We start from the raw sequence: 23,311 nt of genomic DNA, 5'->3' as shown, positions 1-23,311 counted from the left end.
CGATGCACCAGCAGCCGCCTTCCCCCACCTCTTCCTGCTTCGCGCCGACACACCTTCGGACGCACACGGACAGTGTGAGGCGCTTGACGGGCTGGGGCGCAGGGGGCCTAGTGCCGCCAATGGGGAGTGATAATCGCATCGAGTGGCTGGCAAGAGCCGTGCTGCCGCACGAAGCCGACGTGCGCCGCTGGCTCGTGCGGCACACGCGCGGCGCGCCGGGGATCGATCCCGACGACATCATCCAGGAATCCTATGCCCGCCTGCTGAAAGCCGATCTGGGAAAGATCGGCAGTGCGCGGGGCTATTTCTTCACCGTTGCCCGCAATCTTGTGGCCGAGACGCTGCGCCGCTCACGCACTGTCACCATCGAGCTGATGGCGGATATTGACGCGCTGAACGTCGTAGACAATGAGCCGGACTCCGAACGCAGGCTCAACGCGCGTCAGGAGGTTGAGCGCCTGCAAAAATCGCTCGCAGGAATGCCCAAGCGTTGCCGCCAGGCGTTCGAGTTGCGCAAGTTCGAGGAATTGTCCCAGAGGGAGATCGCCGAACGCATGGGCATATCGCAGAGTACGGTGGAAAAGCATCTGGCCAAGGCCTTGCTTCTGCTGGCCCAGGACATGAGACCCGGGGAATCCGGGTCGCACGCTGAACTACGGAGAGACGATGAACCGGAAGCCCGAGACCAACGCGATTGACGAGGAGGCCACACGATGGGCCGTCCGCGCCGATGCGGGCCCGTTATCGCCAGAGGAGGAAGCTGCGCTGAACGCGTGGCTGGAGGCTGACGTGCGGCACGTTGGTGCGTATGCACGCGCGCAGGCATTGTGGCTGGATGCGGACAGGCTGGCTGCGCTGGCCCGCGGCGGACAGGCACCGGCGGAGAATGGCCAGGTGACCATTCTGGCTTCCGTCACCCGCAGACGGACCGCGATCATTGCGGCGGCAAGCGCAATGGCCGCCACCCTGCTTGCTGTTGCCGGCGTGACGGTCTTCCTGCAACAACCCGCCGCCGGTCCGGCAGCCCATGTGGAGATGGCCGAGATCGGGGAGATCCGCCGCATCGTGCTGGATGATGGCTCCATGATGACCCTGAATACCGGCTCCACCGTACAGATTGCCTTCTCGGAGCAGAGCCGTTCGGTGCACCTCGATGATGGCGAAGCTGCCTTTGAAGTGAGTTCTGACCCGTCCCGGCCATTTCTGGTGCACACAGCCGGAACCACGGTGCGCGTGGTCGGCACGCATTTCGTGGTCCGGCGGCACGGCGATGGGGTGCTGGTTACCGTGGCCGAAGGTGAAGTCGCCATCGAACGTGGCGCAGACTCTCTCCAAGCCAACGCCCTGATGGCGGTACAGATCGGCTCGGGCAGCGTACCCAGCGTCCGCCATCTGGACGAAGCAGCCCTGTCGCGCCAGCTGTCCTGGCAGACAGGCAGATTACTGTTCGATGGAGAGACACTGGCGGAGGCCATCACCGAGATGAACCGGTATTCGCCGGTACGTATCGAACTGGCCGCAACCGGCCTTGCCAGCGAACGCTTCGTGGGTGCCTTCCGAGCCGGCGATACACGCACATTTGCGGAAACAGTGGCCACCGCCTACGAGTTGCGGGTTGTTGAAAACAATGGCGTTCTCAGGCTCACACGTCGCTGACCTGGCCCGCCAGCAGGCAGGCCGTTTCCACCAGTCGATGGTGAAGTTCAAGCCGTGGCCGCAACACCTCACTGGAGCTTCGCTTCTGGCAGCCGTGATGGCAGGTGCAGCCAGCGCCGCCCAACCCGCCCCGTTTGACATACGCGAAGCGTATGCACCCGCAGCCGTTCTACAGTTCGCCGAACAATCCGGCCTTCAGGTGTTCGCGCCGTCCACCCTGCTCAGGGGCGTACGCGTAAGCGCCGTCGAGGGCGTTTACGATCCCGTGGACGCACTCGCCGTCATGCTGGAGGGCACGGGGCTGGAAGCTGTGCCCGCAACGGGCGGTGCTATCGTTATCCGGCAGGTAGCACGACCCGGCGAACCCCCTCCACCGGCCGCCGGCGAGACCGGGGAGCTGCCACCTCCGGCGCGAGAGCCGCCACCTGCCGCGCCGCCTCCACCGGACCGGATCGTCATCACCGGGTCACGTCTCCTGCGTCATGGAAGCGCTATCGTTCAACCGTCCTACACGACGAGCCGCGCAGAACTCGGCGAGCAAGGCGCGTTCAACGCTGCAGACGCCCTCGAAAGCCTTCCAGGATTCGGCGTGTCGGGTTCCAGCGCGGTGGGCGTGCAATCAACTTTCGGCGTCGGCCAGCGTTTTGTGAATTTCTTCGGCCTGGGGTCTCAGCGTACCCTGACCCTGGTCAATGGCCGGCGCTTCGTGTCTTCCGGCACAGCGTCTAGCGTCGGCGCCGCCTCCCCCGGCCAGCAGGTGGATTTCAACCTGCTGCCTCTTGCCCTGATCGAGCGTATCGAGACCGTCGCGATAGGAGGAGCGCCCGCCTATGGGGCCGATGCGGTCGCAGGCACCGTCAACATTATCCTGCGCGATGATTTTGAAGGCACGGCTCTTGAGGCCCGGCACAGCCAGTCTGGTCATGGCGGCCTGTCCCGCCAGGCGGTACGCGGCCTCTGGGGCCGCGCTCTCGCGCAAGGACGCAGCCATATCATCGCAAGCTTCGAGTACGACACCAATTCAGGCATGCTGGAAAGCGGGCACCGCCGCTTCTCTCGCCGTCCGTTTCTCGTGCGCAGCGGCGATGGATCAGGCTGGACCATCTTCGAAGACATGGTGCTATCGGGCATAACCGACGGAGGTCTGCCACTGCCGCCAGGCGATACGCCGGCCGGTTGGCGTACGGCGGCTTTTCCAGACGGCTTCTACATATTCGACAATGCCGGAGACCCGGTACAATTCCTCCCGGACGGCACGCTCGGCCGTTACCAGCTGGGCAGTGGAGGCGGAACCGAGCCGGCATTTGTCGATGGCGGAGACGGGCTGCGTATTCCCGATTACATGACGCTCGTGGCACCGGGCCAGCGGATGCTCGCCAGCGTGCTCGCCCGTCACGAGCTGACATCGTCCGTCACCGGGTTCGTGGAGCTGGCCGCCGCGCGGTCAGAGGGTGAGGAGCCCCGCGAGCTGCTGGCCATCAATTCGGTATTGCTGCCCGAGCAGGGTGGTCCGCTGCGCATGCATATCGACAATCCGTTCCTGCATCCGCAAGCGCGCGAAATCATTGTGGCCAACGGGCTTACCGAATTCTACCTGTCGCGCAATCTCAGCGATCTGCTTGACCATATGCCGGGCGAGACCCGTATCACGCTGGGACGGGCGGTTGCCGGGCTTGAAGGCCGTTCAAGCTGGCGCGGGCATCCGGTGCGCTGGGAGGTTTCGGCCAATTTCGGACGCACCAGCAATGTCTCACGCATTCCCGTCATTAATGAGGACAATTTCCACGCAGCGATCCAGGCGGTGGCTGATCCGGTGTCCGGCGACATTGTCTGCGCGCCTCCTGCCCCGGCCGGTTGCGTACCGCTGGACCTGTTCGGAGAGGGGCGTGCCAGTGCGGAGGCCCTGCTCTTCGTCACGGGAGCGGGTTATGCAAACAGCGTCAACGAGCAGGCCGCGCTGGCAGGCAGTGTCTCGGGCGAGCTGGGTGGACCGGCAGCTGGTCCGCTGGGCTACAGTTTCGGCGTGGAGCACCGGCGTGAACGCGCTGCGTTCAATCCCGATACGCTACTGGCCGAGGGGAGCGCCAGATTGCCAGCCTACAGCCCGATCCGCGGAAGCTTCTCGACCAGTGAAGCTTTTGGCGAACTGCTGATCCCGCTGGTGAGCAGCGACCAGAACCTGCCCTTGTTGGCGGAGGCTTCCCTGGAAGGCGCTGTCCGGCTGATGAACAGCTCAATCGCCGGAAACGATGTGGCCTGGACCTTCGGCGGTCAGCTGCGCCCCCGTCTGGGCGCAAGCGCAACGCCGATATCACTGCGCGCCGTTGTTACCCGCTCGGTCAGGGCACCCAGCATTACCGAACTCTTCCTGCCGGAATCTCCCATGCGCGGAACGGCGATAGACCCATGTGACCGGAGCAATTTCGCGGTCGGCCCCAATCCCGATGTCCGGACGGCCAATTGCCAGCAGGCACTGGAACAGCTTGGCGCACCGCCGCCTGAAAACTTCAGTTCGGATATCATGTCGTTCGGCGTGACGGGCCGGATCGCGGGCAATCCCGGCCTGCGCAATGAGCGCGCCGACAGCTGGTCAGCCGGGATGGCATGGGAAGGAGAGCAGGTTCGCGTCAGCGCCGACTGGGTCAATATCCGCCTGGCTGACGGCATTGCCAGCCTGTCGGCCAGCCAGCTCATGGCCGCCTGCTATGACAGCCCGCATTTCCCCGACGAACCGGCATGTACAAGCTTCACACGGGCCAGCGGCGCCAATGCCGGGCAGATAACCGATTACCAGACCGGCTATTTCAACGTGTCCAGACTTGATTACTCCGCCCTTGTTATCGGTGCCCGCATGCAGTTTGACGCGCCAGACGTGACCGGTGCGCAGACCCTTTCCGTCAATCTCGATGCACTTCAGGTCGGCAGCTACCGTATTCAAAGCACCAGCTTTTCTGCTCCCTCAGACCTCACTGGCACCGTCGGCGCCCCGCATACGAAGCTCTCTGCGGGTGTGCTGGTGGAATGGCCGCGCGCGCAGGCCGAGATCAGAACACAATGGGTCAGCGCAGGACGCATCAACAACGCCGCGGAAAATCGCGATCTCCCCGGAAACGATATCGCCAGCTATGTCACCGTACATGGTTCCCTGAACGTCCATCTGACCAGTTCGGTCCGGGTACAGCTCAATATCGATAATATGCTCGACGCTCCACCGCCCTACGCAACGCTGCTGGCTGCCACACCTTCATCACGGCGCGCCTATGATGTGGTCGGCCGACGCTTCTCACTCGGTTTGACGGCAACTTTCTGAGCCAGAGACGAGATGGACCGGTTCGTATGGCACCGTCAGCACGGATCGAGGTGAACCGCCCTGCCCCTGCGGAGCGCGGCGGGCTTCCTCCGAAAGGGCGGCCCAATCGGCTACGCGTCACGCCCGAAGCCAGATTGGTTCTGGTCCCTAGATTCCGTCGCCGCTGAAGGCCTTTTCCACCACGAAGCTGCCGGGGCGAGCGTTGGAGCCTTCGGTGAAGCCCAGCTCCTGGAAAATGGTTTTCAGCTCTTCGAGCATGGCCAGCGATCCGCAGATCATTACCCGGTCATGTTCGGGATCAAAGCGCGCCTGCTGGATGGATTTGAAGAACAGGCCGGACTGGATGAGATCGGTAATCCGCCCGGTCTGCGGGCCATCCTCGCGGGTCACGGACGAGAAATAGACCAGCTTTTCCGGTGCGCTCTCGCCTACCAACGGATCATCCTTCAACCCCTCCACCAGCTCTTGCGAATAGGCAAGCTCGGCTGCCGTGCGGCAGGTATGGGTGAGGATCACCTGATCATAGCGCGCATAGACATCGGGCTCGCGCACAATGCTGGCAAAGGGCGCTACGCCGGTTCCAGTGGAGAGCAGGAAGAGGCGCTTGCCGGGCAGTAGCGCGTCGAGCACCAGCGTGCCGGTCGGTTTTCTGCCCACCAGCACCCGGTCACCGGGCCGGATATGCTTCAGGCGCGAGGTCAGCGCCCCGTCCTCCACCTTGATGGAATAAAACTCCAGCGCATCATCCCAGCTCGGACCAGCGAGCGAATAGGCGCGCAAGGTCGGCTTGCCTTCACCTGCCAGCCCGATCATCACGAACTCGCCGGTGCGAAAGCGAAAGCTCTGCGGGCGCGCGGTACGGAAGGAGAACAGCGTATCGGTGTAGTGGCGCACCTCCAGCACTTCGCAATCGAAGAAGGCACCGGCCTCGATAACGGGCGCAAGGGTTTCAGCCGCGGCGGGAAGAGCGGTCATGGCAGGTCCTCGTTTTCGATCAGATGGCGTTGCGCGCGCTATCGCCCCTGTCCGTCCAGGGCGGGACGGGCAGGCTGCGCGCAGCGAGATAGTCGGGATTGAACAGCCGGCCCGCATAGCGCGCACCGGAATCGCAAAGCAGGGTGATAATCGTCTTGCCCGGCCCCAGCGTGCGGGCCAGGCGGATTGCCCCGGCAATGTTCACGCCCGCCGAACCGCCCAGCGACAGCCCCTCATTTTCTACCAGATCAAAAAGGATGGGCAGAAATTCGGTGTCCTCGATGCGGTAGGCGTGGTCAGGCTTGAAGCCCTGCAACTGGCCGGTAATGCGCCCCACACCGATGCCTTCGGTGATCGACGATCCCTCACCTTTAAGCTCGCCATGGGTGAAATGATTGTAGAGCGCGCTGCCCGACGGATCGGCAAGGCCAATAGCGATGTTAGGCTTTTTCGCGCGCAGCGTGCGGGCAATCCCGGAGAGGGAGCCGCCTGTGCCAACCGCGCAGATGAAGCCGTCAATCGCGCCGCCGGTCTGGTTCCAGATTTCCTCGCCCGTGGTCGCTGCATGGAAGGCGGCATTGGCGGGATTATCGAACTGGTTCGCCCAGAACGCGCCTTGCGGTGTCGCGGAAAGTTCTTCGGCCAGCCGGCGGGAGACGTGGACGAAATGGTGCTCGCTGGAGAACGGTGCCGGGTCGACCTCGATGATCTGCGCGCCCGCCGCGATGAGGGCATCCTTCTTCGCCTGACTCTGCGTGCGCGGCATGACGATCAATATCTTGTAGCCGAGCGCGCGGCCCACAATGGCCAGCCCGATGCCCGTATTGCCCGCCGTGCCTTCTACAATGGTGCCGCCGGGTTTGAGCGCGCCGGATTTTTCAGCCGCGCGCACCAGCCCCAGCGCGGTGCGGTCCTTCACCGAACCGCCCGGATTGAGGAACTCGGCCTTGCCCAGTATCTCGCAGCCCGTGGCGCGTGAGGCTGCCTCAAGCCGGATCAGCGGCGTATTGCCGATAAGGTCGATGATATGGCCTGTCATGCGCGTCCCGCTTATCCGATAAGGCGCACGGCCCGCTTGCGCGCCGCGTCCGCCCGCGCTGTGCGGACCGGATCGAAGATACCACACTCGCTGCGATCCGAGCCGGGCCAGCGCCCGTCACGTGCATGTGCGCCTGATGAGGGCGCGGTGCAAGGCCAGCAGCCCACAGAGGTGTAGCCCTGTGTGGCTAACGGATGGGCGGGCAGTTTCATCTCGCGGTAGAGAGCTGCAATGCCGGCCGGGTCCAGCCCGGCAACCGGATTGATCTTCACCCGCTCGCCATCAAACTCGAAGGGCTGCAGGGCTTGCCTCCCGCCGCCATGGGCACGCTTGCGTCCGGTAATGACCGCGTCGAACCCTTCCAGCCCGGCATTGAGCGGGCGCACCTTCCTCAGATCGCAGCAGGCTTCGCCATCGCGTTCAAACAGCTTGCCATCATTGTCCTGCGCGCGCGCCTCCGACGGATCAGGCGTGAGGATGCGCACATCCTGAAGGCCCAGATGCGCCACCAGCTGGTCGCGATAGCTGAGCGTCTGAGGAAAATGGCGCTGTGTGTCGAGGAAGACCACCGGCACCGTGCGGTCCACCTGGGCCAGCAGGGCCAGCCCCAGCGCCGCCTCGATCCCGAAGGATGAGAGCATGGCGATCCGCCCCTCAAACACCTCCAGCGCTACCGCGATAATGGTTTCCGGCGCGGCATCGCCATATTGCTGGTTCAGCGCCTCAACTTGCGCCTTGCGGGCGGCAAGCGCGCGGGCGCGATAGGCGGGCAGCCGGTCATTGGCACCCTTGGCAAGGCCCGGCTGATAGGCATGGGTGAAGCTGGCCCTGGCCCAGCGCGGCGAGCCGTCATCCGGCGCGATCACGTCAAACCCGGTGCGGGTGAGATAGTCCTTCTGATCGGGCAGGATATCGCCAGTTGCGCGCAGCTCGCCGGTAAATCCGCTCTCGCGGATCAGCGCGGCCAGCGAATAGCCGCGCCCGTCCCTGAAGGCGGGAAAGCGGATATCGATGGCCTGTGCGCTGCGCGCTGCCTCCAGCGCCGCATCCGGCGTGGTGGCGGTATCGATCTCCACGCGGGCCAGCCGGGGCGTTGTTGCGGTATCATTGCCCATAGACGGCCTCCTTGAAGGGTTCAAACCCGATACGGGCCAGTGTGTGCGTAAAGGTTTCGCCATCCGCGCGTTCGCGGCGGAAGACACCGACGCAAGCAGCGACCGCCTCCACGGCCTCATCCGGCGCCAGGCCGGGGCCGAGTATCTTGCCGATGGCCGCGCCATTATCGGCCACGCCGCCCAGCGTCAGCTGGTAGACCTCATCGCCCTTCTTATCGACGCCCAACAAGCCGATATTGGCGATGTGGTGATGGCCGCAGGCGTTGATGCAGCCGGAAATCTTGATGGTGAGGTCTTGCGTATCCTCATCCAGACCCCGGTCGATCAGGGCGGCTGACAGGGCCTGCGCCACCGGAATGGAGCGCGCATTGGCCAGGCTGCAATAGTCCAGCCCCGGGCAGGTCACGATATCGCTGGCAAGCCCTGCATTGGCGGTGGAAAGCCCGGCTTCGCGCAGGCCCTCATAGATGGCAGGCAGATGCGCCGCGACGGCGTGCGGGATGACGAGATTCTGCTCCTTGGTGACGCGGATTTCGCCGTCCGCGTAGCGCTCGGCGAGGCTGGCCACCGCATCCATCTGGTCTGCGGTCGCATCGCCCGGCGCGCCCGCGCGGGGTTTGAGCGAAATCACTACGATGGCCCGGCCCGCCACTTTGTGCGGCTTCACATTGACGGCCCGCCAGCGCGTAAAGCCCGGCGCATCGCTCACCCCTTCGAGGCGGTCCACCGGGGAAGGCTCGGGGAAGAAGCTGGTAATGCGCGCAGCTTCCTCGGCGGGCACGGCCAGGTCACGCCCGCGCAGCTGGCGGTACATCGCCTCCACCTCATCGGTGAAAGCCTCCGCGCCCATGGTCTCCACGAGGATCTTGATGCGCGCCTTGTAGATATTGTCGCGCTGACCGGCGAGATTGTAGACGCGCATGATGGCGGTCAGATAAGCCAGCAGCTCGCCCTTGGGCAGGAAGTCACGCAGCTTCACCGCCACGCGCGGCGTGCGGCCCTGACCGCCGCCGGCATGCACCTCGAACCCGGTCTCGCCCGCCTCGTTCTTCACCAGTTTCAGGCCGATATCGTGCACGCCAATGGCGGCGCGGTCGGCGTCAGAGCCAGTCACGGCGATCTTGAACTTGCGCGGCAGGAAGGTGAATTCGGGGTGGAAGGTGGACCATTGCCGGATCAGCTCGCACCAGGGGCGCGGGTCTTCCACCTCATCCTGCGCCGCACCGGCAAACGGGTCGGTGGTGGTGTTGCGGATGCAATTGCCCGATGTCTGGATGGCGTGCATCTCCACATCGGCAAGCTGCTCTAATATCTCAGGAATATCGACCAGCGCAGGCCAGTTATACTGGATGTTCTGGCGCGTGGTGAAATGGCCATAACCCTTGTCATAGTGGCGCGCGATATGGGCCAGAACCCGCATCTGGCGCGCATCCAGCGTGCCATAGGGGATGGCCACGCGCAGCATGTAGGCGTGCAGTTGCAGATAGACCCCGTTCATCAGCCGCAAGGGCTTGAACTGGTCTTCGGTGAGCGCACCGGAGAGACGCGCGCTGACCTGCTCGCGGAACTCCTCCACGCGCTCTGAAACGATCGACCGGTCAATCTCATCGTAGCGATACATCGGCCTAGCGCTCCCCGGCGTAAAGCAGGCTGGTGCCGGTGGTGGGGCCTTTCAGCCGGATCGCCTCGCGCACATGCTTGCGCCCGCCCGGCTGCTCACCGTCCAGCTCGATGAGGTAAGGGGCGACCACGGTGAGGATATCGCGCAGCGCCGCGTTCAGCGCCGGTTCGGCGGCCGTGTCATCGCCAAAGCGTTCCGCCTCGATCAGGGAAGGTGTCCAGATGCCGTCCGCGCGGCGATAGACGACATGGCCATCGGTCAGGCGGTTTGCTGTGATCGCCCTCATGCCGCCGCCTCCAGCTCTGCCTGACGGGCAAGGCCAGATATCATTTCCGGCGCACGCGCCACCACCTCGCCAATAACGATCACGGCCGGACCCTTGATCTCGTGCGCGTCAATCAGGGCGGGCAGACCGGCCAGCGTGCCGGACACGCGGCGCTCTCCGGGCAGCGAGCCGTTCTCGATGACAGCCACGGGGGTGTCAGCGCCGCGCCCCGCCTCGATCAGCTTCGCGCTTAAAACGGGAGCAGTGGCCACGCCCATATAGACAACGAGGGTATGGCGTGCGCTGGCGAGGCTGCGATAATCCAGCTCCGGCCCGTCCGCCTTGGGCTGACCGGTGACGAAGGTGACAGCCTGTGCCGCCTCGCGGTGGGTGAGGGGGATTTGAGCCGATGCCGCGCAGGCGAGCGCGGCTGAAATGCCCGGCACCACCTCGACCTCGATACCCGCAGCGCGCACCGCTTCGGCTTCCTCGCCGCCACGGCCAAAGATGAAGCTGTCCCCGCCCTTCAGGCGCACGACGCGCAGACCCTTGCGGGCCTCCTCGATGAGGATGTCGCCAATACGCTCCTGCGGTACGGAGTGATGGCCCCGGCGCTTGCCCACATCGATGCGGCGCGCATCCCGGCGCGCGCGTTGCAATATCGCTTCAGGCACAAGCCGGTCATGCACGATCACATCGGCGTCGCGCAGCACGCGTACGGCTTTGAGCGTCAGGAGTTCAGGATCGCCTGGGCCCGCGCCAACAAGAAACACCCGGCCCGGCTCGGCCTTGCCATCACGGAAACGGTCGAGCGTACGGATCAGGGCGCGCGACGTGCCGGGGCCATCGCCTGCATCGGCGCGTGCTGCCGCTTCACCGCGCAGGGCGCTTTCCCAGAAGCGGCGGCGGTCATCCACCGTTGGCAACGCCTCACGCACCGTATCACGCAAGGCGTTGGCACTGCGGGCGAGAATACCCACACCGGGCGCGACCAGCCCTTCCAGAGCCGAACGGATATCACGCACCAGAACGGGCGCGGCCCCGCCGGTGGAGAGCGCGATCGTTACCGGCCCCCGGTCCACGATGGCGGGCGTGTAGAAATCGCACAACGGCAGATTGTCGACCACATTGACCAGAGCGCCCGCCCGGCGCGCGCGCGCGGCAAGACGGGCCGCGCGGGCCTCATCGTCCAGCGCAATGAACACGAACCGCGCGCCAGAAAAAGCGCCCGGCGGCACGAACCTGCCCGGGAGGATGCGGGCTCCGGTTTCTCCATCAATAGCCGGGGGGGGATTGATGGTCTTGACCGCCGGGCGCCAGACCAGCTCGCTAGGCGCGCTGGCAAACAGGCGTAATTTGGCACGGGCCGCCTCGCCATCACCGATGACGATGACGCGGGCACCCTTCAGGGGAATGGCTGGCAGGAACTGGTCCATAAGGCGTGGTCCTTCAGATCTGAGCGACCAACCTAATGCGCTATGGATTATTTTCTCAAATGAGTTATTCTGCCATTATTAGATAGATTTTCTTTGCAATGGATCGTCATGGCCGCCCTGCCCCCTCTCAATGCGCTGCGCGCTTTCGAGGCCGCTGCCCGGCGCGGCAGCTTTGCCGCTGCTGCCGGTGAGCTCAATGTCACCCCGGCCGCCATTGGCCAGCAGGTGCGCCAGCTAGAAGCGCTGATCGGCTCTGCCCTGTTCGAGCGCGAGGGACGCACCTTGCGCCTGACCGAGCGGGGCGGCGCGGCGCTGGACCGGCTGAGCCGGGCATTCGAGCTGATGGGCGAGGCGAGCGCCGCCATGCGCGAGAGCAAGCGGGCCGCGCGGATCATTCTGGCCGCCCCGCCCGATCTGTCGAGCTTGTGGCTGGCCCCGCGTCTGGGCGCACGCGCCTTTGCCTGCGGCCTGGAGCTCATCACCAATGATCCGCTGGCAGCTCTGGATATGGGCGCTGATCTGGCCATTGTGCGCAGCGCGGGCGCACCGGCCGGGCGGGACGCGCAATTATTGCTGCGCGAGACGCTCAGCCCGCTCGCTGCACCGGCGCTGGCGCGCCAGATACGCACGCCCGGCGATCTTGAAACCCTGCCCCTCATTGCCGACACCAGCGCGCCGCTCGGCTGGACAGACTGGCTGGCACGCCGGGGCGCTTACGGCATCGTGCCCGAACCCGGCTTCATCGCAGACAGGGCAGGCCCGGCACTGGCGCTGGCCGCGTCTGGTGCGGGTATTGTGCTGGGCCGCAAGCTGCTGGCAGCCAATGCGGTAAGTGATGGCCGTCTGGTCAGCGTCTTTGCCGATGGCGACATGCCCGGCGGAGAAAGCTACTGGCTTGCCTTTGCGCGCGGGCGCAGGCGGTCAGAGGCGGCCAGCGTGCTCGCCGCGTGGATTCGCGCCGAAATGGCCAGCTTCACCGACGCAGCCGACGAACTGTAGCGGCACCGCTTTGCTGCTCGCGCACAGTCGCCCCATTGCGCCGGGCGCTGGCATCGTTAAACCGCCCCCATGCTTACGATCTCAAACCTCGATTACCGTATCGGCGCGCGCTCCTTGTTCGAGAATGCGTCCGCGCAGATTTCCGGCGGCTGGAAGGTCGGTCTGGTCGGCCGCAATGGCACCGGCAAGTCCACCCTGCTCAAACTGATCCGCGAAGAGATCGAGCACCCCTCACCGGACACCTCCATCCGCCTGAACAAGGGCGCGCGGCTGGGCTGGGTGGCGCAGGAAGTGCAGCCCTCCGACGAGACGATCCTGGAGGTGGTGCTGGCCACCGACACAGAGCGCCATGCCCTGATGCAGGAGGCCGAGACCGCGCAGGATCCGGACCGGATCAGCGAAATCCATATGCGCCTGGCCGATATCGACGCGTGGTCGGCAGAGTCCCGCGCCGCCGAGGTGCTGATGGGGCTGGGCTTCACCGATGCCGATCTCTACCGGGCGACGCGCGAGTTTTCCGGCGGCTGGCGCATGCGCGCGGCCATCGCAGGCGTGCTGTTCTCCGAGCCGGACCTTCTCCTGCTGGACGAGCCGACCAACTATCTGGACCTCGAAGGCGCGGCCTGGCTGGAGACCTATCTGAAGAAATATCCCCATACCGTGCTGCTCGTCTCGCACGACCGGGAAATGCTCAATCGCTGCGTCACCCACACCATGGCGCTGGAACACAAGCAGCTTTCCATCTCGCCGGGCGGGTACGATGCCTGGCTGAAACTGCGTGCCGCCAGAACCGCCCTGCTGGAAAGCCAGCGCGCCAAGCAGGAGGCCGACCGCGCCCATCTGCAATCCTTCATCGACCGCTTCGGCGCCAAGGCGTCCAAGGCCAGTCAGGCGCAGTCGCGCGTGAAAATGCTACAGAGAATGCAGGAGATCACGGTGCCGCTCGAGGAGCGCACGGTCCCCTTCTCCTTTCCCACCTCCACCGACAAGCTTGCCGCGCCCCTGCTGCAGCTGCGCGGGGCATCGGTCGGCTATGGCGAGGATGCGGTGATCCTCTCTGGCGTTGATCTGCGCCTCGACCCGGATGACCGTATCGCCATCGTCGGTGCCAACGGTCAGGGCAAGACGACGCTCGTCAAATCCATCGCCCAGCGCCTGCCGCTGATCGCAGGCGACCGGACCGTGCCGCGCGCCTTGCGCATCGGCTATTTCTCGCAAGACCAGATGGACGAGCTACGCACTGGCGAAACCGTTCTGGACCATGTGCGCGACGCGCTGCCCGAAGGCACGCCGCCGGCCAGACAGCGCGCCGTGGCCGCCGCAATGGGCTTCGCCCACGAGAAGGTCGGCACCAATATCGAGAAGCTGTCAGGCGGCGAGAAAGTGCGTCTTCTCCTCGGCCTCATGGCGATGGAGAAGCCGCATATCCTGATCCTGGACGAGCCGACCTCCCACCTGGATATCGACAGCCGTGAAGCGCTGATCTACGCGCTCAATGACTATAATGGCGCGGTGATCCTCATCACCCACGATGTCTATCTGGCCGAAGGCACCGCCGATCAGCTCTGGCTGGTCAAGAATGGCCGGGCGACGCGCTATGACGGCGATCTCAATAACTATCGCAAGCTGGTCCTGCAGGCCGATCGGGCCAACGCGGCGTAACTGCTCAGCCTTGCGCGGCGGCATGGGCGCTCGCCCACGCCCACTGGAAATTATACCCGCCAAGCCAGCCGGTGACATCGACGCACTCGCCGATGAAATAGAGGCCCGGCACGATCCGGCTCTCCATCGTTTTCGAGGACAGCTCATCGGTATTGATGCCGCCAGCGGTCACTTCCGCCGTACGCCAGCCTTCGGTACCGGCGGGCCGGACGGTCCAGCGCGACAGGCTTTCCACCAGCGCCTCTATGGCCGCGTGGGACATGTCGGCCATGCGCGGCATGTCCGGAATATCGCCGCGCTCGCTAAGCAGCGCCACCAGCCGGTTGGGCAGCAGGGTTTCCATCGCGCTGGCGAGTGACCGCTTGGGATGCTCCGCCTTGAAGGCGGTCAGTGCAGGGACGGCGTTCAGCCCCGCCAGCAGGTCAATCACCACCGGCTCGCCTGGCTGCCAGTAGGACGAAATCTGCAGAATGGCCGGGCCAGACAGCCCCCGGTGCGTGAACAGCATGGCTTCGTCAAACGCGGCCCGGTCATTGGATGCGCGCACCGGGCAGGCCACGCCGGAAATGGAGGCAAAATCCTCCTTGTCGCGTCCCTCAAACACGAAGGGCACCAGCGCCGCGCGCGGCTCGATCACGCTATGGCCGAACTGGCGCGCAATGTCATAGGCAAAGCCGGTCGCGCCCATTTTGGGAATGGACAGACCGCCACTGGCAATGATCAGCCGCGCCGCCTCCACAACACCGCCCGATGTGCTGACCCGGAAGCCTGCATCAGTGCGGGTAACGCTGTTGACCGATGTAGCCAGGCGCAGCTCACCGCCCGTCTCGCGCAGCTCCGTCAGCAGCATGTCGATTATCGCGCCAGAGCGGCCATCGCAGAAGAGCTGGCCCAGCGTCTTCTCGTGCCAGCTGATATCGTGGCGGGCGAGACGGTCCAGAAAGTCCTGCGGCGTGAAACGCGCCAGCGCCGATTTGGCAAAATGCGGATTGGCGCTGATGAAGTTTTCGGGCCGCGTATGGATATTGGTGAAATTGCACCGCCCGCCGCCGGAGATACGCACCTTCTCGGCGGGCTTGGCCGCATGATCGATGACCAGCACGCGCAAACCGGCCTCACCAGCGCGCGCGCCATAGAACAGGCCCGCCGCACCGGCCCCGATAACCAGCGCGTCATAGTGTGTGTCTGCGTGCGCGGTGAGTGTCATGGCACGCGCCTACTCGGCGTCGTGCTGCCGGTCCGGGGCTGCACTGGCGAACGCATCGAGCGCCAGACACGCCGCTTCTGCGGCCAGAAGGCGCGGAAAGGCATCAACGTCCACACCAAAGCGGCGCGCATTACCCAGCTGCGGCACCAGGCACACATCGGCCAGTGTCGGCGTATCGCCAAAGCAGAACGGTCCCGGTTCTTTGGCGGCCATGATCTCCAGCGCCGCCAGCCCGTCGGCAATCACCTCGCCTGCCCATTTCGGACCGGCATTGTCATCACCGGCCAGCGCCGAAACCTTTTTCAGGATGCGCAAATTCTGCAGCGGGTGAATCTCGCACGCTATCGCCAACGCAAAGGCGCGCACCTGCGCCGCCCTCACCGGATCGGCCGGCACCATGAGCGGCTGCGGCTTTACTGCATCCAGATATTCGATGATGGCCAGCGACTGGGTCAGAACAATTCCGTCATCGGTCTCCAGCGCGGGTACCAGCCCTTGCGGGTTGAGCTTCAGATAGCTTTCAGAGCGCTGCTCGCCCTTGCGCAGATGGTGGGAGACCTGCCTTGCCTCAATGCCTTTCAAGGCCAGCACGATGCGAATGCGCCAGGCGGCGGAGGAGCGAAAATATCCGTGCAAGATCATGGGGTTTTCCAGTATTCCTAATGGCCGGACGGCGCGCCGACTGTCACGTTCAGCGGTGCAAGCCCGTCAATCGCCACCTCTATCACATCGCCCGGCACCACTGCGCCAACGCCTGCAGGCGTGCCGGTATAGATGAGGTCGCCCGGCTCTACCCGGTACAGGCTGGAGAGATAGGCGATCACGTCGGCCACCGGCCAGATCATGTCTGACAGGTCCGCGTCCTGACGCACCGCGCCATTCACCGAAAGGCTGATACGGCCCTTTGCCGGGTCAAAGCCGTCACTGGCTGGCCTTATCAGGCCCAGCGGCTTGGACTGCTCGACATTCTTGGCGACATCCCACGGGCGGCCATGGGCCTTGGCATCGGCCTGCAGATCGCGCCGGGTCATGTCCAGCCCGGCTGCATAGCCATAGACATGATCCATCGCGCCCTCAGCGGAGATATTGCGCCCGCCCTTGCCGATGGCGACGACCAGCTCGGCCTCATAGTGATAATTGCTGGTCTTTTGCGGATAGGCGATTGCGCCGCCGGTCACGACCGTTTCGGCCCAGGCGGTGAAGAAGAAGGGCGGCTCGCGATCCGGGTCGGCGCCCATCTCGCGCGCATGGTCGGCATAATTGCGCCCCACACAGAACAGGCGCCGCACGGGAAACTGCTTGCCGTCAGCAGCAGGCGCAAGCACGGGCGGCAGTGGTTCGAAAACAAGGGTCACGCTGATACTCCCGGAAGGGCGGCGCGGGTTCGCGCGAAAGGGTTGCGGCAACGAACAGCAGCCCACCCGAAAGCGCAAGGGGGGCGGTCCGATCCGCCAGCCGTTTTCGCAGTCTTGGAACATCATCCGGACCCATGGCGTTGCCCGGAGGCAAGCCAATCACAGGAGACCGTTATGAGTGTCGCCCGCGTAACCGAAATTTCTGCAACATCGACGAAGAGTTTTGATGACGCGGCGGTTCAGGGAATCGCCCGCGCGTCGAAGACGCTGCGCAATATCAAGAGCGCGTGGATCAAGGAAAAACACGTGAGTGTGGATGACGGCAAAATCTCCGCATTCCGCGTGAACATGGCCGTCACCTTCCTGCTGGATGAGAGCTGATCAGGCTGCTGCGTGCGCCTCGCCATCGCCTTCGCGGTCATGGCGCAGCGGCGACAGCCCGGCCACCACGCAGAAGGAGCGGATATCCTCACCGCGATCCTGCCGGACCACGCACGGATATATTCCGGTAAAGGCAAAGCCTGCCCGCTCCAGCAGCGCGGCGAGATAGTCCTGCCCGTGCGCAAAGCGGCGGCTTTCGCGCAAGACCACATCGCCCTCACCGGCCTCGACCGTGAAGGCCAGCATGCCGCCCTCATTGAGCGCGGCGCGGCACCACGCAATGACGCCTTCGAGCGCCCCGACATAGGCGAACACGTCAGCGGCCACGATGAGGTCATAGCGCTCGGGGGCCAGGTCCAGACGGGCAATGTCGCGCTTGTGCAAGGCGTCATAAACGCCCTTGGCACCGGCCTTGGCCAACATGCGCGCTGAAATATCGATCCCCTCCAGCCGTGTGCAATACGCCCGCAGGGTTTCGCCCATCAGGCCCGTCCCGCAGCCCAGATCGAGCGCGTCGCGGGCGTGCGCAAAGCCATTGGCGATGAGGCGCTGCAGGAGGATTTGCGGCCCGCGATAGTGAAGGCCGTCAACCAGCGCGGCCTCAAAACGCGGCGCATACTGGTCAAACAGGGACTCCACAAAGGCCGGCGGCATGGACTCCGCCAGCGGCTCCGCGCGCGCCAGATCGCGTTTCAGGCTGGCGCCCACCGGATCGGCCGGGTCGATCTCAAGCGCGCGCTCCCAGGCGGTGATGGCCGCTTCAATCCGTCCTGCCCTCTCCTGAAACTCACCCAGACGGAACCAGCCCGCCGCCCAGCGCGGTGCCAGTTCCAGCGCACCCGCCAGCAATTCGATAGCGGCCTCTATATCACCGCGCTCGCCAAGCTGGTCTGCATAATCCGCGCGCCGGTCCACAATCGGATCGCCGGAAGAAAACCGCATAGCGGTCATGTGCCATCGCTCTTCAGAAGGGTCCGCTCATTTACCCGCATGGGGTCACGCGGCGGACGGGCGCTGCATGCAGCCCGCATGGGCTGCTGCATCGCCTTCGCCATTACGGGGACAGTGGCACGCTGTCAATCACTCGCGCTTAAAGAATACCGGGCAGGTTGAGGCCATGCTCGCGCGCGCAATCGGCGGCGATGTCATAGCCCGCATCGGCGTGACGCATCACGCCCGTTGCCGGATCGTTCCACAGAACACGCTCCAAACGCCGGTCGGCGTCCGCGCTGCCATCACAGCAGATGACCATGCCCGAATGCTGGGAGAAGCCCATGCCGACCCCGCCGCCATGATGCAGGCTCACCCATGTGGCCCCGGACGCGGTGTTGAGAAGCGCATTGAGAAGCGGCCAGTCGGAGACGGCGTCTGACCCGTCCTTCATCGCCTCGGTTTCCCGGTTGGGCGAGGCGACAGAGCCGCTATCGAGATGGTCGCGCCCGATGACGACCGGCGCTTTCAGCTCGCCACTGCGCACCATCTCGTTGAAGGCAAGGCCCGCCTTGTGGCGGTCGCCGAGGCCAATCCAGCAGATGCGCGCTGGCAGGCCCTGAAACGCGATACGTTCGGCGGCCATGTCCAGCCAGCGGTGAAGATGCGTGTTCTCGGAGAACAGCTCCTTCATCTTCGCGTCGGTCTTGCGGATGTCTTCGGGATCACCGGAAAGCGCGCACCAGCGGAACGGGCCGATACCCCGGCAGAAGAGCGGGCGGATGTAGGCAGGCACGAAACCGGGGAAGGCGAAGGCGTTCTCCAGCCCCTCCTCCAGCGCGACCTGGCGGATATTATTGCCGTAATCGAGCGTCGGCACGCCTGCCTCATGGAAGGCGACCATGGCCGCGACATGGGTTTTCATGCTGGCACGGGCCGCGCGCTCGACTTCCCTGGGATCGCTTTCCTGCTTTGACCGCCAGTCCGCCACGCTCCAGCCCTGCGGCAGATAGCCGTGCAGCGGATCATGGGCGCTGGTCTGGTCGGTGACGATATCGGGCCGGATGTCACCCGCTTCCATGCGGCGTACAAGTTCGGGGAAGATGTCTGCCGCATTGCCCAGCAGACCGACCGATTTGGCCTCTCCGGCTGCGGTCCAGCGGGCGATCTTTTCCAGCGCCTCATCCAGGTCATGCGCTTTTTCGTCCAAATATTTGGTACGTATACGAAAATCGATGCGCGTCTCGTCGCATTCAACGGCCAGACACGACGCGCCGGCAAAGACTGCCGCGAGCGGCTGCGCCCCGCCCATCCCGCCAAGACCGGCGGTGAGTATCCATTTGCCGGTGAGATCACCGCCATAATGCTGGCGGCCAGCCTCTGCGAAGGTCTCATACGTGCCCTGCACGATACCCTGCGTGCCGATATAGATCCACGAGCCGGCCGTCATCTGGCCGTACATCATCAGGCCCTGCTTATCGAGCGCGTTGAAATGCTCCCAATTCGCCCAGTGCGGCACGAGATTGGAGTTGGCGATCAGCACGCGCGGCGCATCGGCGTGGGTACGGAACACCCCCACCGGCTTGCCCGACTGCACCAGCAGGGTCTCGTCCTCATTGAGCTCTTTAAGCGCCGCGACAATGCCGTCAAACGCTTCCCAGTTGCGCGCGGCCCGGCCGATCCCGCCATAGACGACCAGCTCGTGCGGGTTCTCGGCCACATCCGGGTGGAGATTGTTCATCAGCATGCGAAGCGGCGCTTCGGTCATCCAGCTTTTCGCGTTCAGCGTGGTGCCGGTGGGCGGATAGATGTCGCGCGCATTGCGCCGTGTGCCGGTCATGATGTCACCTTCAGATCGGGCGCCAGCTCTTCCAGCCGGTGCAGGATTTCGGAGAGAATTGCGCGCAGGCTCGCGGCCTTCGCGTCGTCATAGGCAAAGGGCGCGGCTTCGCTTTGCAGATAGGCTGACTGGGCCAGCTCCATCTGGATGGCGTGGACGCCGCTCGCTGGCTTTCCATAGTGGCGCGTCGTCCAGCCGCCCTTGAAGCGCCCGTTGAGGACATGGCTGTAGCGCTCTGATTTGCTGGCGATTTTCATCACTGCTTCAGACAGAGAGTCATCACAGCTCGTCCCGTCTGCCGTGCCGATGCAGAGATCGGGTAGGGTGCCATCGAACAGGAACGGAATACGCGAGCGGATGGAGTGCGCATCGTAGAGAATGGCGACGCCATGGCGCGTTTTGGCGGCCTCCAGTGCCGCTGCGACCGCCGCATGGTAGGGCGCATGAAAGGCCGCCACGCGCGCGGCGATCTCGTCCGTTGTGGGCGGCTCGGTCCAGATCGGCTCGCCGTCAAAATCGGTATTGGCGACAAGCCCGGTCGTGTTCTGGCCGGGATAGAGGCTCGCCCCGTCCGGCGGCCGGTTCGGGTCAACGACATAGCGGTGGAAGTTCGCCACCACCATGGCCGCGCCGGGAAGCAGCCCGTCATAGAGCCGGTCCACATGCCAGTCCGTATCAGCGAGCATAGCCCCGCGCGCGTTCAGCCGCGCACGCACCTCTTCGGGCAGCCAGGTGCCGGCATGCGGCACGGCGATGACGACCGGGCTGATCCCCTCCTTGACGCTGACAGGGTTCATGGCGCGATCTCCAGCCCGGCAGCCTGAATGAGCGCACCGGAGCGCACCAGCTCTGCGGCGCGCTCAATATCGCCCGCCATATAGCGGTCAGCTTCCAGCACCGGCACGTCCGCGCGCAGCGCCTCAATCGCCGCGAGAAGCTTAGGCGATGTCTGCAGCGGCGCACGGAAGGCGATCCCTTGCGCGGCGCTCATCGCTTCGACAGCGAGGATGCGGGCAAGGTTCGCATTCATCCGCATCAGGCGTACGGCGGCGTGGGCCGCCATCGACACATGATCTTCCTGATTGGCGGAGGTGGGCGTGGAATCCGTCGAGCACGGATTGGCCAGATGCTTGTTCTCGCTCATCAGCGCGGCGGTCGTGACCTCGGCGATCATGTAGCCGGAATTGAGGCCCGGCGCGGGGGTGAGGAAGGGCGGCAGATCGTGATTGAGGTTCGGATCGACCAGAAGCGCGATGCGCCGCTGGGCGATTGCGCCGACTTCCGCAATCGCCAGCGCGATCATGTCGGCGGCGAAGGCCACCGGCTCTGCGTGGAAATTGCCGCCTGAAACAATGGCATCATCCAGCACCAGCGGATTATCGGTGACGGCATTGGCTTCGATTTCAAGCGTCGCGCCCGCCTGGCGAAGCAGATCCAGCGCCGCACCTGCCACCTGCGGCTGGCAGCGTATGCAGTACGGGTCCTGCACGCGCACATCATCCTCGCGGTGGCTGTCACGTATCTGCGAGCCGTCCATCAGCGCGCGCATGCGTTCCGCCACCTCTATCTGCCCGCGATGCCCCCGCAGGGCATGGATCTGCGGGTGCAGGGGCGCGGTGGAGCCCATCGCCGCATCGGTGGAGAGGCAGGAGGTGAGCACGGCATTCGCCGTCATCCGCAGAGCGTCAAACAGCCCTGCCAGCGCCATGGCGGTGGAGAATTGCGTGCCGTTGATGAGGGCAAGGCCCTCCTTGGCTTCCAGCACGATGGGTTTCAGCCCCGCCGCGCTGAGTGCTTTCGCGCCGGGCAGGCGTTTGCCGGCATGGAGGGCTTCGCCCTCCCCGATCATCACCGCAGCCATGTGCGCGAGCGGAGCGAGATCACCGGACGCACCCACCGAGCCCTGCAAGGGGATGACGGGGGTGACACCGCGCTCCAGCATGGCTTCGATGAGGGCAATCAACTCCCAGCGCACGCCGGATGCGCCGCGCCCGAGACTCAAGAGCTTCAGCGCCATCATCAGGCGGACTGTGGCCGCATCAGTCTCCTCGCCGACACCGCAGCAATGGGAGAGGATGAGATTGCGCTGCAGCGTGCGGGTATCGCCCGCAGCGATCTTCACATGGGCGAGCTTTCCAAAGCCGGTATTGACGCCATAGACGGCCGCCCCGCCCTGCGCAGCGTCCGCCACGCGGGCGGCAGAGGCTTCCACGCCCTCGCGCGCGGATGGATCAAGACGGGCGGGCAGGCCCTCGCGCCAGATGCGTTCGAGATCAGCGAGGCGGACCGAGCCGGGAATGAGGGTCAGCATGGGCGGCCTCCGAAAATGCGTTGGTGGAGCGGATTGAAGCCGATGCGGCCGGCGAGCTCTGCCGGAATTTCAGCATCCCAGATGGCAAGGTCCGCGCGCTTGCCCGGCGCGATCACGCCCCGGTCATCAAGCCCCAGCGCCTTCGCGGCGTTCAGCGTCACGCCCCGTAGCGCCTCATCAGGCGTCAGGCGGAAGAGCGTGCAGCCCATATTCATGGTCAGGAGCAGTGAGGTCAGGGGCGAGGAGCCGGGATTGCAGTCCGTCGCCAGCGCCATGGGCACGCCATGCTGGCGCAGGGCTGCGATGGGGGGCAGTTTCGTTTCGCGCAGGAAGTAGAACGCACCGGGCAGCAGCACGGCGACCATGCCGGCCTTCGCCATGGCTCTCGCATCGTCCTCATCGGCGTATTCCAGATGATCTGCCGACAGTGCGCCATAGCGCGCGGCGAGCTGCGTGCCGCCCTGCTGGGACAGCTGTTCGGCATGCAGCTTGACCGGCAGGCCGAGCGCCCTGCTTTCAGCGAATACACGCTCGATCTGGTCCGCGCTGAAGGCGATATTCTCGCAGAACCCGTCCACCGCATCGGCAAGCCCCTCGGCGTGCGCGGCGCGAAGCGCTGGCAGACACACCTCATCGAGATAGGCGTCCGCCCGCCCCTTGTACTCGATGGGAATAGCGTGCGCGCCAAGGAAGCTGGTACGGATGGTGACGGGGCGCTCCCGCTCCAGCGCGCGCGCCACGCGCAGCATGGCCAGCTCCGTCTCGATATCGAGGCCATAGCCGGACTTTATCTCCACCGTCGAAACCCCTTCTGCCAGCAGCGCATCAAGGCGCGGCAGGGCTTCGGCGAGAAGTTGCGCTTCGCTAGCCGCGCGCGTGGCAGTGACGGTGGAGACGATGCCGCCCCCGGCCCGCGCAATTTCCTCATAGCTCGCGCCCTCAAGGCGCAGCTCGAACTCGCGCGTGCGGTTGCCGCCGTGGACGAGGTGGGTGTGGCAGTCGATCAGCGCAGGCGTCACCAGACGCCCTTCCAGATCACGCGAAGGCACCCTGGAATATGCGCCCGGCAGATCGCTCTGAAGCCCTGCCCACGCAATGCGTTCGCCCTCGATGACGATGGCGCCGGGGCCGTTCACCGGCTCTGCCGTCATGGCCAACCTTGCGCCTGTCAGCACCTGGGTGCGGGCGTGTTCCACCTTGATTCCTCCT

General features: G+C 64.9%; 20 protein-coding genes. 6 read left to right on the top strand and 14 right to left on the bottom strand.

From position 1 onward, the window contains the following. Nucleotides 1–158: 158 nt before the first annotated feature. From ACQ5ID_RS06630 to ACQ5ID_RS06620, 3 genes are read left to right on the top strand one after another with little or no spacing between them, the layout of a single operon-like run. The gene (locus ACQ5ID_RS06630) at nucleotides 159–698 is read left to right on the top strand and encodes an RNA polymerase sigma factor (RefSeq protein WP_429911666.1); all 540 of its coding nucleotides are present in this window, start codon (nucleotides 159–161) and stop codon (nucleotides 696–698) included. After that, a complete protein-coding gene (locus tag ACQ5ID_RS06625; RefSeq protein WP_429911665.1) occupies nucleotides 667–1,656 on the top strand; it encodes a FecR family protein in 990 nt (329 codons plus the stop codon). Before ACQ5ID_RS06630 ends, ACQ5ID_RS06625 begins: the two co-directional genes overlap by 32 nt. Continuing rightward, nucleotides 1,628–4,966: a TonB-dependent receptor domain-containing protein gene (locus tag ACQ5ID_RS06620; RefSeq protein ID WP_429911664.1), complete on the top strand. Its 3,339-nt coding sequence runs from the start codon at nucleotides 1,628–1,630 to the stop codon at nucleotides 4,964–4,966. The genes ACQ5ID_RS06625 and ACQ5ID_RS06620 overlap by 29 nt, the downstream gene beginning before the upstream one ends. Before the next feature lie 147 nt (nucleotides 4,967–5,113). On the opposite strand, the gene ACQ5ID_RS06615 is transcribed toward ACQ5ID_RS06620, so the two are convergent. Genes ACQ5ID_RS06615 through cysG form a run of 6 tightly spaced genes read right to left on the bottom strand, consistent with a single transcriptional unit; the run spans nucleotide 5,114 to nucleotide 11,417 of the window. After that, entirely contained in the window at nucleotides 5,114–5,941 is an 828-nt protein-coding gene (locus tag ACQ5ID_RS06615; RefSeq protein ID WP_429911663.1) for a ferredoxin--NADP reductase, read from the bottom strand. 19 nt (nucleotides 5,942–5,960) lie between these two features. Continuing rightward, nucleotides 5,961–6,980, bottom strand: a complete 1,020-nt coding sequence (locus tag ACQ5ID_RS06610) for a cysteine synthase A (RefSeq protein ID WP_429911662.1) — start codon at nucleotides 6,978–6,980, stop codon at nucleotides 5,961–5,963. A gap of 11 nt (nucleotides 6,981–6,991) precedes the next feature. Next, nucleotides 6,992–8,095, bottom strand: a complete 1,104-nt coding sequence (locus ACQ5ID_RS06605) for a phosphoadenylyl-sulfate reductase (RefSeq protein WP_429911661.1) — start codon at nucleotides 8,093–8,095, stop codon at nucleotides 6,992–6,994. After that, complete coding sequence (locus ACQ5ID_RS06600) at nucleotides 8,085–9,716, bottom strand: nitrite/sulfite reductase (RefSeq protein WP_429911660.1); 1,632 nt, start codon at nucleotides 9,714–9,716, stop codon at nucleotides 8,085–8,087. The genes ACQ5ID_RS06605 and ACQ5ID_RS06600 overlap by 11 nt, the downstream gene beginning before the upstream one ends. Nucleotides 9,717–9,720: 4 nt before the next feature. After that, nucleotides 9,721–10,002 carry a DUF2849 domain-containing protein gene (locus ACQ5ID_RS06595; RefSeq protein ID WP_429911659.1) on the bottom strand — a complete coding sequence of 94 codons (282 nt, stop codon included), beginning with the start codon at nucleotides 10,000–10,002 and terminating at the stop codon, nucleotides 9,721–9,723. Further along, the gene (cysG, locus tag ACQ5ID_RS06590) at nucleotides 9,999–11,417 is read right to left on the bottom strand and encodes a siroheme synthase CysG (RefSeq protein ID WP_429911658.1); all 1,419 of its coding nucleotides are present in this window, start codon (nucleotides 11,415–11,417) and stop codon (nucleotides 9,999–10,001) included. The genes ACQ5ID_RS06595 and cysG overlap by 4 nt, the downstream gene beginning before the upstream one ends. A 108-nt stretch (nucleotides 11,418–11,525) precedes the next feature. On the opposite strand from cysG, the gene ACQ5ID_RS06585 reads away from it, so the two are divergent. Continuing rightward, the gene (locus ACQ5ID_RS06585) at nucleotides 11,526–12,416 is read left to right on the top strand and encodes a LysR substrate-binding domain-containing protein (RefSeq protein WP_429911657.1); all 891 of its coding nucleotides are present in this window, start codon (nucleotides 11,526–11,528) and stop codon (nucleotides 12,414–12,416) included. Nucleotides 12,417–12,485: 69 nt separating this feature from the next. Continuing rightward, nucleotides 12,486–14,078: an ABC-F family ATP-binding cassette domain-containing protein gene (locus tag ACQ5ID_RS06580; RefSeq protein WP_429911656.1), complete on the top strand. Its 1,593-nt coding sequence runs from the start codon at nucleotides 12,486–12,488 to the stop codon at nucleotides 14,076–14,078. Between the two features lie 4 nt (nucleotides 14,079–14,082). Here ACQ5ID_RS06580 and ACQ5ID_RS06575 read toward each other — a convergent pair whose 3' ends face one another. The 3 genes from ACQ5ID_RS06575 to ACQ5ID_RS06565 are packed head-to-tail and all read right to left on the bottom strand — an operon-like array spanning nucleotide 14,083 to nucleotide 16,640. Beyond that, nucleotides 14,083–15,285: an NAD(P)/FAD-dependent oxidoreductase gene (locus ACQ5ID_RS06575; protein ID WP_429911655.1), complete on the bottom strand. Its 1,203-nt coding sequence runs from the start codon at nucleotides 15,283–15,285 to the stop codon at nucleotides 14,083–14,085. 9 nt (nucleotides 15,286–15,294) lie between these two features. Then, on the bottom strand, nucleotides 15,295–15,927 hold the full coding sequence (gene maiA / locus ACQ5ID_RS06570) for a maleylacetoacetate isomerase (protein ID WP_429911654.1): 633 nt from the start codon (nucleotides 15,925–15,927) through the stop codon (nucleotides 15,295–15,297). A 17-nt stretch (nucleotides 15,928–15,944) separates the two neighbouring features. Beyond that, entirely contained in the window at nucleotides 15,945–16,640 is a 696-nt protein-coding gene (locus ACQ5ID_RS06565; protein WP_429911653.1) for a fumarylacetoacetate hydrolase family protein, read from the bottom strand. 174 nt (nucleotides 16,641–16,814) lie between these two features. Here ACQ5ID_RS06565 and ACQ5ID_RS06560 point away from each other — a divergent pair, with 174 nt between their 5' ends. Then, nucleotides 16,815–17,021 carry a dodecin family protein gene (locus ACQ5ID_RS06560; protein ID WP_429911652.1) on the top strand — a complete coding sequence of 69 codons (207 nt, stop codon included), beginning with the start codon at nucleotides 16,815–16,817 and terminating at the stop codon, nucleotides 17,019–17,021. On the opposite strand, the gene ACQ5ID_RS06555 is transcribed toward ACQ5ID_RS06560, so the two are convergent. From ACQ5ID_RS06555 to hutI, 5 genes are all read right to left on the bottom strand, one after another. Beyond that, the gene (locus tag ACQ5ID_RS06555; RefSeq protein WP_429911651.1) at nucleotides 17,022–17,972 is read right to left on the bottom strand and encodes a methyltransferase domain-containing protein; all 951 of its coding nucleotides are present in this window, start codon (nucleotides 17,970–17,972) and stop codon (nucleotides 17,022–17,024) included. A gap of 139 nt (nucleotides 17,973–18,111) precedes the next feature. Beyond that, on the bottom strand, nucleotides 18,112–19,791 hold the full coding sequence (gene hutU / locus ACQ5ID_RS06550) for a urocanate hydratase (protein WP_429911650.1): 1,680 nt from the start codon (nucleotides 19,789–19,791) through the stop codon (nucleotides 18,112–18,114). Beyond that, the gene (gene hutG, locus ACQ5ID_RS06545) at nucleotides 19,788–20,588 is read right to left on the bottom strand and encodes an N-formylglutamate deformylase (protein WP_429911649.1); all 801 of its coding nucleotides are present in this window, start codon (nucleotides 20,586–20,588) and stop codon (nucleotides 19,788–19,790) included. The genes hutU and hutG overlap by 4 nt, the downstream gene beginning before the upstream one ends. Continuing rightward, nucleotides 20,585–22,102 (bottom strand): histidine ammonia-lyase, encoded by a 1,518-nt coding sequence (hutH, locus tag ACQ5ID_RS06540; protein WP_429911648.1) that lies wholly within the window; start codon nucleotides 22,100–22,102, stop codon nucleotides 20,585–20,587. Before hutH ends, hutG begins: the two co-directional genes overlap by 4 nt. Beyond that, nucleotides 22,096–23,253, bottom strand: a complete 1,158-nt coding sequence (gene hutI / locus ACQ5ID_RS06535; RefSeq protein WP_429911681.1) for an imidazolonepropionase — start codon at nucleotides 23,251–23,253, stop codon at nucleotides 22,096–22,098. The genes hutH and hutI overlap by 7 nt, the downstream gene beginning before the upstream one ends. Between the last annotated feature and the right edge of the window lie 58 nt (nucleotides 23,254–23,311).

The sequence above is a fragment of the Glycocaulis sp. genome, from assembly GCF_050485565.1.
GTDB lineage: Bacteria > Pseudomonadota > Alphaproteobacteria > Caulobacterales > Maricaulaceae > Glycocaulis.
The sequence above is the reverse complement of the archived record's forward strand: the minus strand, read 5'-3'. Positions and strand labels throughout refer to the sequence as shown.